The following is a 13213-nucleotide window of genomic DNA, read 5'->3' on the forward strand; positions in this document are numbered from 1 at the left end:
AGAGTTTACTCAAAGGTTTATACTGTGCTTATTGAACTGGGAGTGTAAGATGAAAATAGGCGAATTAGCAAAGCGTTTAGATATAAGTACCGACACATTAAGGTATTACGAAAAGCATGGGCTATTAAGTTTTAGTGAGCGCAGTGAGGCGGGCTATCGTATTTATAACGATAAACATGAACAGCAAATGCAGTTTATTCTTCGAGCGAAAGCGGTCGGTTTTAGTTTAAAAGAAATTCAGGAGCTGTTAGCGATAAAAGTAGAAAAACAGCAACACAGTTGTGGTGAAGTTAAACAGCTTACGCTACAGAAAAGGCAGTTAGTTCGAGACAAAATTGCTGAATTACAACGTTTTGAAAAGTCACTTTCATTGTTAGCTGATGCTTGTTGTGGCGGCTCTGAGCTTGCGACAGACTGTTCTATTTTAACCACTTTGGAGACGGCAGATGACGCTACTTTCTAACTTTTGGTCTTTATTTTTAGTCTCAGCGCCTTGGTTGATGCTGGGGTTATTATTAGCTGGTTTATTAAATGTTTTCATTCCAAAGAACTTTTTACAAAAACATTTAGGTAAAGAGGGAGTTTGGACCACGATAAAAGCAGCCTTGATTGGCGCACCTATGCCTTTGTGTTCTTGCGGTGTTATTCCTGCAGCGGTAGGGCTAAGAAGAGCGGGAGGCTCGAAAAGTGCGACGACCGCGTTTCTTGTATCAACCCCTGAAACTGGCGTCGATTCAGTATCGGTGTCGTATGTTCTACTAGGCCCTTTTATGGCTATTATCAGGCCGATTGCAGCCGTATCGAGTGCTATTGTGGCTGGGTTATTGGTCGGTAGAGAAGAGAGCTCTGACAGTACACACTCAGAAAACGAAAATAAAGCCACCACTAAAAGCTGTTGTGCAACCACACCATCAGCAGCCGAAAACAATGTGGAGAAACATGCTACATCAAGTTGCTGTGCATCAAAGCAGCCCAAAGTAGACACTAAAAAGCAAGCAAACTGCAGCAGTAAATCGACTGAGTCAGTCAATTCAGTAAAATCATCATGTTGTTCGACAGGCTCAGAATCTAAGGAGTTAAAAAGCACAGAAGGTGCGATGGATTCAACTTCTAGTTGTTGTAGTACAGCGAGTCAAGTAAAGCCTGCAAACACAGAGTCATCATGTTGTGACAGCAAAGAAAGTGCACAACAAACAGAATCTTTCTTGTCGAAGGTAAAGCAAGCTGTGCATTTTAGCTGCAATAAGCTTCTCAGTGACACTATGGGTTGGCTAATGATAGGACTGTTTTTCGCTGCACTAGTACAAACTTATGTTCCGACGTCGTTCTTGAGTCAATGGGGGGACGGCATTCTCGCAATGGTTGTGATGATTTTGGTGAGTATTCCAATGTATATCTGTGCGACTGCTTCTACGCCAATTGCTGCGGGCTTATTGATGGCTGGCGTATCACCCGGTGCAGTATTGGTGTTTATGTTGGCAGGCCCTGCAACCAACATTGCCACTTTGGGTGTGGTTGCAACTGAACTAGGCAAACGAGCCGTGAGCGCCTACTTAACTGGTGTGATTGGTGTGGCGATTGCTTTTGGTTTTTTAACTGATTATTTAGTTGAACAATATGGCTTTACTGTTAATCCTGCGCACGCCATGGAACATGAGCTAATGCCGAACTGGTTAACTCAAGGTTTGGGCATCATATTGTTGATTTTAATGTTGCGTTTAGTTTTGATATCGTTAAAACAACGAATGAAATGATAGGCTTATCTGGTCGGAGTTGATAACCTTAGCATCCGACTGATTAGCAAGATAAAATACGTCGTTTTTTTTACCCAGTAACAATGAGTAGTTTTGTGGATAAATACGCAGATATAAGACCTTACAATGATGAAGAAGTACCAGCCGCGCTGTCTCGTCTTCTAGAAGACAATGACTTTATTGATGTTATCGCCAAGCATAATGCGCCAAGTTGGTTAAATAAATGGCCTTTCATTGCAAGACCTTTAGTGCGTAGCCAACTACGAAAGAAGTGGGGCAATATCGCAACGGTTGAACAAGTTCAGCAAGAAGTAGCGGGCTATTTAGAGTTATTAATCAAGCGTACAACCAGTAAAGTGACTTTTTCTGGTTTAGAAAAGCTCGATAAATCTACCCCGTACTTATTTATCTCAAACCACCGCGATATTGCGCTAGATCCTGCCATCATGAACTGGGGTTTGCACTCGCATAATATGCAAACAGTGCGTATTGCAATCGGCGATAACTTATTACAAGTGCCTTATATCAATGAACTCATGCGCTTAAACAAGAGTTTTATCGTAAAGCGCTCAGTGAAAGCACCAAAAGAAATGCTCAAAGCATTGAGCCAGCTTTCGGCTTACATCTACGACTCTTTAGATACGGGTAATTCAATTTGGATTGCGCAAAAAGAAGGTAGAGCGAAAGATGGCGTGGACCAAACTGATCCTGCGCTTTTAAAAATGCTACAACTGCAAGGTCGCCGTTTAAAGCTGTCTTTTGAAGACTATGTAAAGCAGTTAAAAATTGTGCCTGTGTCGATTTCTTATCAATATGAGCCGTGTGCAGTCGCGAAAGCTAAAGAGTTAGTGCATAAGAAAAATCACGGTGCATACGTAAAAGCCCAAGGTGAAGACATAGAAAGCATCATCGAAGGCATGCGCTCAGACAAAGGTCATGTACACGTGTCTTTTGGTACGCCAATTACAGAAGAGTGTGATACACCAGAAGCATTGGCTGCGAGCATAGATAAACAAATCATTAGCCAATATTATTTACATTCAACTAATTACATTGCCGGTGGCCAAGAAGAAGCGGTATCTGCGGAGCTTAAAAGCGAGTTTCAGACTAAACTTGAATCCATCCCAAGTGAGTTACATCAACAGATATTGGCCATGTACGCTGAGCCACTAAAGCGTAAAGGCGAGTTTGTCTAAACTTTAGCTATCATGGTTTTGAGAAGGGAGCTTAATGCTCCCTTTTTTATTGCTTTATAAGCCGATCTCAAAATAGCTCACTTGATTAAGCGATGTGGTATTAGTTGACAAACATAGGTCAAAAAATCTAAAAATAGATTAAATACCATACATTTTTAACTTTTGTTGATGGAACAAATCGAGATTTTTGAGATCCCTAGTCCATGTAAGGGGATCTGCCAAGTTAATAATCGCGGCTACTGCAAGGGCTGTTATCGCAGTAGAGAGGAGCGTTTTGCTTGGAATACATTAACCGATCAACAAAAAAGAAAAGTGATAGCCTTGTGCCAGCAACGCTATAAACGCTACTTAGCCAGCAAGAAAAAATCATCCGACGGGCACACCGAGCAACAAACTCCCTTTGATTTCTAAAATTTTAATGCGTTTTATAAATTGTGTTTAGAGCGAAGAGTTTGCATTTTTCCCGAAACCTTAAATTGCTCGAGCGTTGCTGTTAACTCAGGTATTAAATGTTGATGCTTTTTATGAATGTAATGATAAACAAACTGCGAATTGACGGTTGTCATCTTTACACCTGCAGTCTGTAGTTTTTGTAAGTAAGGGTCTAAATAGAAATCAATAACTAATGCTGCAGCGACTTGTTTTTGCATTAATAAATTTAGCAAGGTTGAAACGCTCTTTACTTTGTACAATTGGCCCTTGTAAGGGGTCGTTTTTAAGTATTGAGATGCGGCTGGATAGGTGGAGTGAATAACCAAGGTGGGCATGTCATTTAAAACTTGGTTATTGCTGAAACTGATTAATTTTAATTTAAACTCAAACAAAGGCACCGGAATACGGTGAAGGTTAGGATACATTTGCTTTAAGCCTGAGATCTTTCCTAACTGCCCGTCTAATAAACCTTCGTTAGCTGCAACGAGCGCACTGTCTTGATTAAACTCAATGAGTTCTAAATTGATCCCTAATTCTTTATAGGCAAGCGTCATAAGTTCAACGATATATCTGGACTGCGGAGTATCGGCGGGACGATTGAAAGTTATTTTATCTGTGCTTGCATGCAGCATTGATGAAAATAGCATTAGCAGAAGAAGACATCGTTGTGCGAAAAACAAATTCATTCCTTAAATATCTTATTTCACGGTTTGGCAAAATATAGCGAATTATAGTCAAAAATAGTATGGTACACAGTCTTATCAATAAGTACTTAAATTTAGCGATACCACTATGAGTTTTAACTTGTGCAAATTACCAAGACAAGAAAAATACCAAATTCAGTTGGACTATGAAGCCTCGTTTTGGGCTTACCAGATTAAGCGCGGTAAGAATTCTCGCGAGACGATCTACGATACTATCAATAATCGCCCACTTTCGGAACAGCAAATTTTAAAGCAAAAGTTTGAGTATTATTTAAGTATCATGCTTGCAGGCTAATTTGTGTGAAGATTGAGCGTCTAGAGCAAATCGCCATTCCTTTGGTTAATAAGTTTTATCAAGTCCATAACGTTCGAGGTCGAGCTAATAAGCAAGATCAGGTTTGGGTGGTAAGAGATAAAGGGATCATTGCGGCTTGTAGAATTCAAAATAGGGCAGGCTCTTTATTTTTGTCCACTCTGTTTGTAGACGCAGATTATCGTGGACAAGGTATCGCGCAAAGACTTATCAAAGAAATACTTAGTCTGCAAACACAACCTATTTATACCTTTGCTTATTGCCACCTTGCGCAATTTTATGGCGCATTGGCTTTTAAGATTGAAGAAAAGCTACCAGCAGAACTGGCGTCTATGTTTTCAGCTTATAAGCAGCAAGGACGAGATATACTAGCTATGAAATATCAGCATTAAAGAGTTGTTGAAGGATTTAAAATGAGACTGTGTACAATCGTCATGACTTGGCTATTACTGATATTGAGCAATATCTCGCAAGCCAGTGTTAGTCGTTTATCTCCTGCTGAAGGCTTATCGCAAAGCTATGTCAACACGCTCTTACTCGATAGCCAAGGCTTTTTGTGGCTTTCAACAGAGGCCGGATTAAATCGTTATGATGGCTATCAGGTCCTCAATGTTTCTGGGCCTGATGGTGTTCTGGAAGAAGTCGTTCTTAATAGAATTTACCAAGATTCTCAACAGAGGATCTGGATTGCCACTCAGAATGTTGGACTGTTCAGCTATGATGTGAAAACAGACAGCTATAAAAGTTATTTTCCTTCCCCAAAAACCGAAGAGGACTATCTCAGCTATTCGGTGTTTCAAATTTTAGAAAAAGATGCAGAACATATCTGGTTGGGAAGAGGTGACAACGTTGCGGTAATGCATATCGAAACCGGTAATATTGTTGATGAAATTAAACTACCAGTAGATAACCAGCGAACCATAGTCAGAGCAATGCTAAATGTGGGAGAGTTCTTGTTTATTGCCACATCAGATGGCGCTTATGTTCATAAACAAGGCTCGAAGCGCGTTGAAAAGGTTCACTATATAGATGAAATTACCCATGAGTATCAAAGTAATACTAAACGTCTTTACTTGAAAGATAGCTCGACTTTATTGCTTGGTGCTGTGAAGGGGTTGTATGAAATCGACATTAGCAATTTAGAGAAACAATTCAGCGATAATGTATTTGATTGGCAATATAAAACCTTGTTTGCTGATATTAATGTCTGGGATATAGAGCCGCAAGACGACCATTTATTATTGGCGACAGACAAGGGGTTACTGCATTTTTGGCCTGAAACGGGAGAAAAGGTTCGAGATCAAAGGATCTTAAATAGTGAATTTACGTTAGCCGATAGTAGCATCTTAGACATTGTCAAAGACAGTCATCAGGGCTTGTGGTTAGCAACTAAAAGCGATGGCGCATTTTATCTTTCAGAGCAAGTTGATAGGTTCAAAAATGTCAGCAACTTAAATGTAAAAGGGTCTGGCTTTTCGCATAATACAGTGTGGCGAATGGTTGAATTGGATGGCTATATTTGGGCTGCAACCAATGATGGATTAACCCGCTATGATCCTAAAAAGAATGAAACGCAAATCTTCTTGAAAGGCCATTTGGGTGAAGATGTTTATCCAGAGTTTTCGATTTACACCCTGCATCTTTATCAAGATAAATTGTGGTTAGAAACCAACAGAGGCTTTTTTGTTTATGATCCGATTAAAGATGAAGCCACTAAGTTAGTCGGGCTGACTGACTCAGATACAAAAATATTGCATGACAGGCTTTATGGCGTTTATGTCTCTGAAGACGGATTTGTGTATTTTATCCATGCTGAGCAAGGCTTTTTCAAGTACAACATTCAAGACAAAACGTTACACAAATTAGAAGGGCAATTTGAGAAGTTTGATCCATTCTTATCATTTTCTTTTTTAAAACCGTTACCAAGCCATCCAACGCACCCATTATTTTTTACTGGTGGCACGCTTTATCGATTCGATCCTATTTTTCAGAAGCTGCATACAATCTATGCTGTTCCCGATGCCCATGAAGATATCCCAATCATAGTGCAGTCTTACATTATCGATAAAAACAATGTGCTGTGGTTGTCTTTGTCAAATTATGGCTTGATAGGTCTTGACCCTCAAAGCTCAGAAAGAGTGCACACAATTGATCTAGAAGAAAATAATTTAGGCACCTTGATGTATGGCATGCAAGAAGATGACGAAGGCATGATATGGATGTCATCGCATAAAGGGATCTGGCGTTTAGACCCTGATAACTTGCATTTGCAGCAATTCACGACCGGAGATGGTTTGCTAAGCAATGAGTTTAATGGGGGTGCTGCGTTAAAGTTAGCAAACGGCAACATCGCTTATGGCTCGGTGAAAGGGTTTACAATATTTGACCCTAAAGTAAACCGACCTAGCCAAAACCTGCTAGACAAAGTAAATATTACGTCAGTTGAATTAATGTCCCGAAAGCTCACTGATAGTGGCCTTAAAGTGTTCGAGTCAATCGAATTAGAACATGACGATATAGGGTTAGAAGTCTCATTTTCTGCGATGAGTTTTATCTATCAAGATCGTATCGTGTATGAATATCAAATCTCAGGTGGTCAGCGAATTCTGACTCGAGGCAACAATCGCGTCGTTTTTCCTAAGCTAAATCCAGGAAACTATCAGTTAAAAATATGGGCGAAAGATCCGCTCACCGGCGACTATACTCCCCCTGCGTCATTGAGCATAAAAGTGCATTACCCTATTTGGCGTTCACCGTTAGCCATTGCGAGTTATGTTTTCATTATTACAGTGCTATTTGCACTTTGGCTACGTCGTAAGCAGCGTATCGAACAAATACTTCTAGCAGCGCATAAAGAAACCCAAAATAGTGAAATGCGACTAAAACTCGCGCTCGAAAGTAGTGATTCGGGCGTATGGGATTGGCAGTTAGATCACCACTTGATCTATCAACCAAGACTTATTGCAGAGCTTGGCTACCATAACGAGGCCGTCACATTAGATGAATATCTGCAAAAAATTCACCCGCAAGAGCGTACTATGTTCAGGCTTGAATGGCTTGAATTTGTTACAACAAATAAAGGCTATTTCAATTGCACTTATCGCTTACAACACAAAGATGGACATTGGCGCTGGTATAAAGACTCAGGCAAAGTGATGGCTTGGACCAGTGATGTGCCAGAGCGTGTCACAGGTACATACACTAACTTAACTCGAGAAAAAATGTTTGCTGAGCGAGCAAGACTATTCGGTGCTGCTTTTGAACAAGCACGAGATTGGGTATTTATTCTCGATAGGCAGCTTAGGATCAAAGCTTGTAATGCAGCAATACAGCAAGCTTTTAATATTGCAGAAGAGCCTAAGTCGAGTTCTTCATTGAACTTTGGCTTACCGATTGCCACGCGTATGCATTACTTGCGTAAGATCAGCCAGCTTAAGGTTTCAGAGCACTTTGTTGGTGAAGAGCGTGTTGGTTTAGCTAATGGCAAGCAATGTCATGTACTTATCAAGGTAACTGCGGTATCTGATGGCCATGGAGAGTTGAGTAACTACGTTGTTGCTTTAACAGATATCAGTGCTCAAAAAGAGTCTGAGCGCGCCATACAGCAGTCAGAAAATATAAATGCGGTCACTCAGTTAGCGAGTAAAGCACGGTTTATTGATTGGGTAGAGCATGCGATTAGCCAAAAAGAACCAGGAAAAAGCTTGGCAGTTATGGCTGTTAGAGTCGATAGACTAAAGCACTTCTACGACATTTACGGTAAACAGTTTTTTGAAAGCTTAATAAAGCATATTGCTAAGCAACTCACAGTGAGTCTTGGGCAGCAGGTTAACCTTGCCTTTGCAAATGGACGTGAATTTATGGTGTTACTAGAAAGGTTAGAAGAACCAGCTCAAGTCACTCAATGTATTGCCAAAATTAAACAGCAGTTTGAACAGGCCCAAATGATAGACGGCCATAACATTCAACTTGCTCCTTTTATTGGGGTTGCTAGCTTTCCAGAAGATGCTGAGAATGCAGACGAATTATGTCAAAAAGCGAGAATGGCTCTTAATCATGCCATGGATGAGCATGGCCGTGATTACCAGTTCTTTACTCGAGCTATGCAAACCAGAGCCGAGCGTATTTTTGCGATAGAACAAACGCTGATGACATCGTTAAAAGATGGTAATTTTGTAAATCAGTATCAACCTATTTTGAACTATCAAACGAAACAGGTAGAAGGGCTTGAGGTTTCATTAAAATGGCCATCTCTTGATAATTATTCTAAGCAAGATGTGAATGCGGTTGCCAAGCAAATAGGTGCAAGTCATCGCTTATTACTGCAAGCTTTAAGTGCGGGCTTAATAGAATTAAAGCAATGGCATTTACAACACCCAGAGCTTTATTTGGCGATAAATCTAACCGCTGCGGATTTAGTGCAAAGTGATTTGTTAAGCCGTATTGCTAATGTGATTTCTCGTTGTAATGTCAGTGCCAAGCATGTGGTGTTTGAAATTACAGAAGCGCTGACAGTGGTTAATTCAGAGCAAACGATTCACCTTATGACACAGCTAAAATCTATTGGCTGCCAGTTACACATTAATGGTTTTGGCTCTGAATTTGCTTCTCTGGCTTCATTGCAAAGTTTACCTGTCGATGCATTCAAAATAGCACCCACGCTTATCAATCAAAAAGAGGGTGAACAAGCCATCATTGCTCATGCGGTAATTAGTGTTGCAAATCTTCTAGATAAACGCTGTATCGCAGAGGGCGTGCAAAATGGTGAGCAGGTAAATACGCTTATAGAAATTGGTTGTCATATTTTCCAAGGACCGATTTACGGCGAAGCGGTTACGGGAGATTATGTGTCAGAGTTATTAAACCAAGCGTGGCACGTATTCACACCTGAAGACATTGAATTAGCACAGTAGGGCGTGTTGGGCTTTGTTACTGTGGCCTTAAAGCTTGTGGCCACAGTGTCTGCAATATTGGCTATGCACCCGTTTGCTTGTCATGACTTTGATTGCTTGATTAGCTTCTGCTGCGCTTAAGCCTAATTCGACTCTCAGAGCCTCAAGATGCGCGCGTTCTTCTTCATCGACATGACCGTCTATTAAACTGTGTAACACCGCTTCATGAAAGACTTCGCGGCGCTTACGTAATTGCTCTGCAAAACTCGATGCCAATAAACCGGTTGGTATGGCGACCATGCCCATGCTTAACATGGTAATGACCCCTCCAAAAAAGCGTCCTAGTGGTGTAATTGGCACCACATCACCGTAACCCACTGTGGTAAGGGTGGCCATTGCCCACCACATAGCATCGGGTATTGAGCCAAACTTATCAGGTTGAACATCGTGCTCAATAAGATAAATACCGCATGACGCCATGATCAGCACCACAGACATAATAAAAAAGGCCGCCATTAAACTGCTGGCTTCTTCTTTAAATGCCGCCAGTAATAACTGCATGGCTTTAGAATAACGGGTGAGTTTGAATATTCTTAATAATCGAATGACGCGCAAGAACCTTAAATCAAAGGTGAAGAACATCATCAGTAGAGTAGGTGCAATAGCCAATAAGTCGATAACGGCAAGCGGAGAGAGTGCGTACTTTAAGCGCTTTTGTGTATTAGAGTCATGGATCTGTTTGTATTCAACCTTTTCTACACAAGACCATATACGAGCAATATACTCGATGGTAAACACTGCGACAGAGCCAACTTCAATGGCGAGAAACACAGTGTGATAAGCCTGAGCAAGTGACGCGACTGACTCTAAAACAATGGCGATCACATTAACCATGATTAAACAGATCAAAAATACATCGAGTATGTGACCGGCTTTTTGGTGACGGCCGCTACTTTCAAGTAATTCAGCAACTTTTTGTCTGGTTGTTAGCATAATTTATTGTTGTGATTCATCTAACTTCAAAACCATATTAATGGTTCCCTCTTCAAAGTCACGAGTTACTTTAAAGCCTAGGCGCTTAGAAAGCTCAATCATGCCGGTATTTTCGGGTAAAGTTATCCCTTCAACAATACCCACACCTTGGCTGCGGCAGTACTCTATGGCTGCATTCATAAGCAGTTTTCCAAGTCCTAGACCTTGGCTTCCTGAGCGAACGACAACAGCAAATTCTGCAGACAGGTTATCAGGGTCCATTAATACGCGAGATACTCCCAGCGTGCGATAAGCGCTTTTGTGCGGGGCAGAGACAATAAACGCCATTTCACGGTCGTAATCAATCTGCGTCATTTTAGCCAATTGCTCATGGTTGAACTCAGGCAATTCACCAAAGAAGCGTTTGTATCTGTCTTCTTTTGTCAGCGATTGATCAAACTCTTGGTGTGCGCGTTCGTCTTCAGGACGAATGGGTCTTAAAACAGCAGCTTGGCCATCTTTTAAGGTTACTTTTTGCTCCCACTCTTTCGGGTAAGGCTTAATAGCTAAACGTTTACGATTGGCTTTGGCCTGATAAGGGCGAAGCTGTATCGCGGCGTCTAGCACTAAAAATTGCCCTTCACTGGCAAGCACAGGGTTAAGCTCTAAATTATAAATATCGGGTTGATCAACCAATAATTGTGAAATACGGGTCAGTAGGGCACATAGACGATATTTATCAACCTTATCAGGTAGGGTGCGCTCTTTTAGCACGCCCTTGTCTTGCGCTGCGGCGATTAAATATTTTGCCAAGTTCATATTAAGTGGAGGGAGGGCTACCGCTGCTTGAGAGAACTCAAGACCTGTACCCGCTTCACCTAATAATATGACAGGACCAAAGCCTGGCTCGGTTTTGATGGCAATACGCAGCTCTTGTGCCCCCGCTCTTGGCGCCATACGCTGCAATGAAAAACCTTCAATAATGGCATCCGGGTAGGCTTCTTTAATACGTAGCAAGATGGCAAAGGCATTTTGCTCGACTTCATTGCCATCATTTAAATTCAGTACCACGCCACCCACTTCAGACTTTGAAGGAATAGACGGACTGATAAGCTTTAACGCCACAGGAAAGCCAAGTCGCTCAGCTTGCTCTTTTGCTTCGCTTGGTGTGAGCGCAATTTCAGTTTGAATACACTCAATTGAATAGTGAGATAAAACTTTACTGGCAAGGTGTGTTGATAAGTGAGTATGGCCTTCAGCGATAAACTCTGCAATCTCATGCTTTGCCGCTTGGCTATTGATTAATAGGTCGCTACTGATCGACTCCGGCGTTTGTGTTAAATGCTTTTGGTTACGGCGATAGCTCACTAAGTGCATAAATGCGCCAACAGCGCCTTCGGGTGTGCGGTAGGTCGGAATTGAATGTTCCGCACACACATAGCGCGCTTCATAAGCCGCATACTCACCCATAAATACGGTCATGACATAAGGACGAGCCATTTTTGTAATTTTTTCTAAGGCGTTGGCAATGATCTCTGCGTATTCTTCGCTCGGTGCAAGGGCTGAAGGCGTGTGGATGATCAATAAGTTTTTTACTTCAGGCGCTTTAAGTAATATCTCCAGCGCTTGTTGGTAGCGTTTTGGTGATGAGTCACCAAATAAATCGACGGGGTTATAGATTTTCTCAGCCTGAGGAATGACTTTATTTAATGCTTCACGAGTTTGATCACTCAGCTCAGCCAGTTTTCCTGAGCCTTGTAAAAGTGTATCAACGGCCATAATACCCGGGCCGCCGCCATTGGTGAGAATGGTCAACTGTTCTACTTGTAACAGTTTAGGGTGAAGCGCCAAGGTTTGAGTGGCAGCAAAGAGCTCACGTAAATCATTTACCCTTAGCATACCCGCACGTTGGAACATGGCATCGTACACCGCATCGTCACTGCTTTGATCGCCAGTATGAATATACGCAGCCTCTGCACCAGCGCGGGTGCGACCTGTTTTAATTACCAATACAGGTTTACTGAATGCAGCGGCTCGTGCGGCTGAAATAAAACGGCGAACGTCATCAATGTTATCGATATACAGTAATATCGCGCGGGTTTTCGCATCTCGGCCTAAAAAGTCCAGTAACTCATCAAAGTCGATATCAATACAGTCGCCGACAGAAATAAAGTACGAAAAGCCAATACGTTTATTCTGCGCCCAATCTAAAATGGTCGAGCATACCGCAGCCGATTGTGAAATAAACGCCAATTTGCCTGGCTCAGCGACAGTATGCGAAAAGCTGGCATTTAAACCTAAGTGAGGAATAAGTAAGCCTAAACAGTTGGGTCCAAGTAGAGTCACGCCCGCTTCTTTTGCGATTTGTTTGAGGGCCGTCTTTTGGGCTTGGTTTGCACCCGAGGCAATAATAATCGCATGTTGACAGCCAAGCTCACCGAGTTCGATGATGATCTGCTCTAAGGTATTTTTGTTGGTACAGATAACAGCAAGATCAGGTGTTTGCGGCAGCGCTTTAATGTTGCTGTAGGCAAGCACACCATGCACCGCTTTATGCTTTGGAGAAACAGGCATGATCGGCCCTTTAAAGCCACCTTGAAGTAAGTTGCGCATGACCACAAAGCCTGCTCGCCCCGCGTTATTTGAAGCACCTATGACTGCAACTGACTTAGGATTAAAAAACTGGCTGATCCGCTTAACACTCATCTTCTGTTCCTTACCAAACATTTTTTATAACTTTAACACGTAACAGGGCACAGAAAAGTTGATTTAAGTTAGCGTTGTCATTAAATAACTGACTTTATACCAAAGTCTAATTCTCGAGAGTTTATTTGAATCTATTTGGTTTTTTATCTTAAAACGGGCCTTTCTGAAGAAAATAAAGGGATGGACATGAAATTTTGTTTTAAAAAATAAACCCCACTGAAAAAGTGGGGTTATGATTAATCAG

General features: G+C 41.7%; 10 protein-coding genes. 7 read left to right on the top strand and 3 right to left on the bottom strand.

What is annotated here, in order from left to right; all coding sequences use genetic code 11:
• Positions 1-49: 49 nt before the first annotated feature.
• The 4 genes from zntR to ACH784_RS04830 all read left to right on the top strand — a co-directional run bounded on the left by zntR (position 50) and on the right by ACH784_RS04830 (position 3361).
• Positions 50-463, top strand: coding sequence for a Zn(2+)-responsive transcriptional regulator (gene zntR, locus ACH784_RS04815; RefSeq protein WP_404393860.1), 414 nt, complete (start codon positions 50-52; stop codon positions 461-463).
• Entirely contained in the window at positions 447-1754 is a 1308-nt protein-coding gene (locus ACH784_RS04820) for an SO_0444 family Cu/Zn efflux transporter (protein WP_404393861.1), read from the top strand. The genes zntR and ACH784_RS04820 overlap by 17 nt, the downstream gene beginning before the upstream one ends.
• A 95-nt stretch (positions 1755-1849) precedes the next feature.
• The gene (locus tag ACH784_RS04825; protein ID WP_404393862.1) at positions 1850-2950 is read left to right on the top strand and encodes a 1-acyl-sn-glycerol-3-phosphate acyltransferase; all 1101 of its coding nucleotides are present in this window, start codon (positions 1850-1852) and stop codon (positions 2948-2950) included.
• A gap of 168 nt (positions 2951-3118) precedes the next feature.
• Entirely contained in the window at positions 3119-3361 is a 243-nt protein-coding gene (locus ACH784_RS04830; RefSeq protein ID WP_404393863.1) for a DUF1289 domain-containing protein, read from the top strand.
• Positions 3362-3375: 14 nt separating this feature from the next.
• Here ACH784_RS04830 and ACH784_RS04835 read toward each other — a convergent pair whose 3' ends face one another.
• A complete protein-coding gene (locus tag ACH784_RS04835) occupies positions 3376-4062 on the bottom strand; it encodes a hypothetical protein (RefSeq protein WP_404393864.1) in 687 nt (228 codons plus the stop codon).
• A 112-nt stretch (positions 4063-4174) separates the two neighbouring features.
• Between ACH784_RS04835 and ACH784_RS04840 the strand changes: the two genes are divergently transcribed.
• From ACH784_RS04840 to ACH784_RS04850, 3 genes are read left to right on the top strand one after another with little or no spacing between them, the layout of a single operon-like run.
• The gene (locus ACH784_RS04840) at positions 4175-4381 is read left to right on the top strand and encodes a DUF3283 family protein (RefSeq protein ID WP_404393865.1); all 207 of its coding nucleotides are present in this window, start codon (positions 4175-4177) and stop codon (positions 4379-4381) included.
• A 5-nt stretch (positions 4382-4386) separates the two neighbouring features.
• A complete protein-coding gene (locus ACH784_RS04845; RefSeq protein ID WP_404393866.1) occupies positions 4387-4791 on the top strand; it encodes a GNAT family N-acetyltransferase in 405 nt (134 codons plus the stop codon).
• Positions 4792-4812: 21 nt separating this feature from the next.
• Positions 4813-9312: an EAL domain-containing protein gene (locus ACH784_RS04850; RefSeq protein ID WP_404393867.1), complete on the top strand. Its 4500-nt coding sequence runs from the start codon at positions 4813-4815 to the stop codon at positions 9310-9312.
• 27 nt (positions 9313-9339) lie between these two features.
• Here the strand turns inward: ACH784_RS04850 and ACH784_RS04855 are convergent, their stop codons facing one another.
• Complete coding sequence (locus ACH784_RS04855) at positions 9340-10284, bottom strand: ion transporter (protein ID WP_404393868.1); 945 nt, start codon at positions 10282-10284, stop codon at positions 9340-9342.
• A 3-nt stretch (positions 10285-10287) separates the two neighbouring features.
• On the bottom strand, positions 10288-12969 hold the full coding sequence (locus ACH784_RS04860; protein WP_404393869.1) for a GNAT family N-acetyltransferase: 2682 nt from the start codon (positions 12967-12969) through the stop codon (positions 10288-10290).
• Between the last annotated feature and the right edge of the window lie 244 nt (positions 12970-13213).

This window comes from Pseudoalteromonas phenolica (genome assembly GCF_044788725.1).
GTDB lineage: Bacteria > Pseudomonadota > Gammaproteobacteria > Enterobacterales > Alteromonadaceae > Pseudoalteromonas > Pseudoalteromonas phenolica_C.

Excerpts from the sequence above, each read along its gene's own strand:
- ACH784_RS04840 (WP_404393865.1), top strand. The coding sequence starts at position 4,175 with ATGAGTTTTAACTTGTGCAAATTACCAAGACAAGAAAAATACCAAATT.
- ACH784_RS04850 (WP_404393867.1), top strand. The coding sequence starts at position 4,813 with ATGAGACTGTGTACAATCGTCATGACTTGGCTATTACTGATATTGAGC.
- ACH784_RS04830 (WP_404393863.1), top strand. The coding sequence starts at position 3,119 with ATGGAACAAATCGAGATTTTTGAGATCCCTAGTCCATGTAAGGGGATC.
- ACH784_RS04855 (WP_404393868.1), bottom strand. The coding sequence starts at position 10,284 with ATGCTAACAACCAGACAAAAAGTTGCTGAATTACTTGAAAGTAGCGGC.
- ACH784_RS04860 (WP_404393869.1), bottom strand. The coding sequence starts at position 12,969 with ATGAGTGTTAAGCGGATCAGCCAGTTTTTTAATCCTAAGTCAGTTGCA.
- ACH784_RS04820 (WP_404393861.1), top strand. The coding sequence starts at position 447 with ATGACGCTACTTTCTAACTTTTGGTCTTTATTTTTAGTCTCAGCGCCT.
- zntR (WP_404393860.1), top strand. The coding sequence starts at position 50 with ATGAAAATAGGCGAATTAGCAAAGCGTTTAGATATAAGTACCGACACA.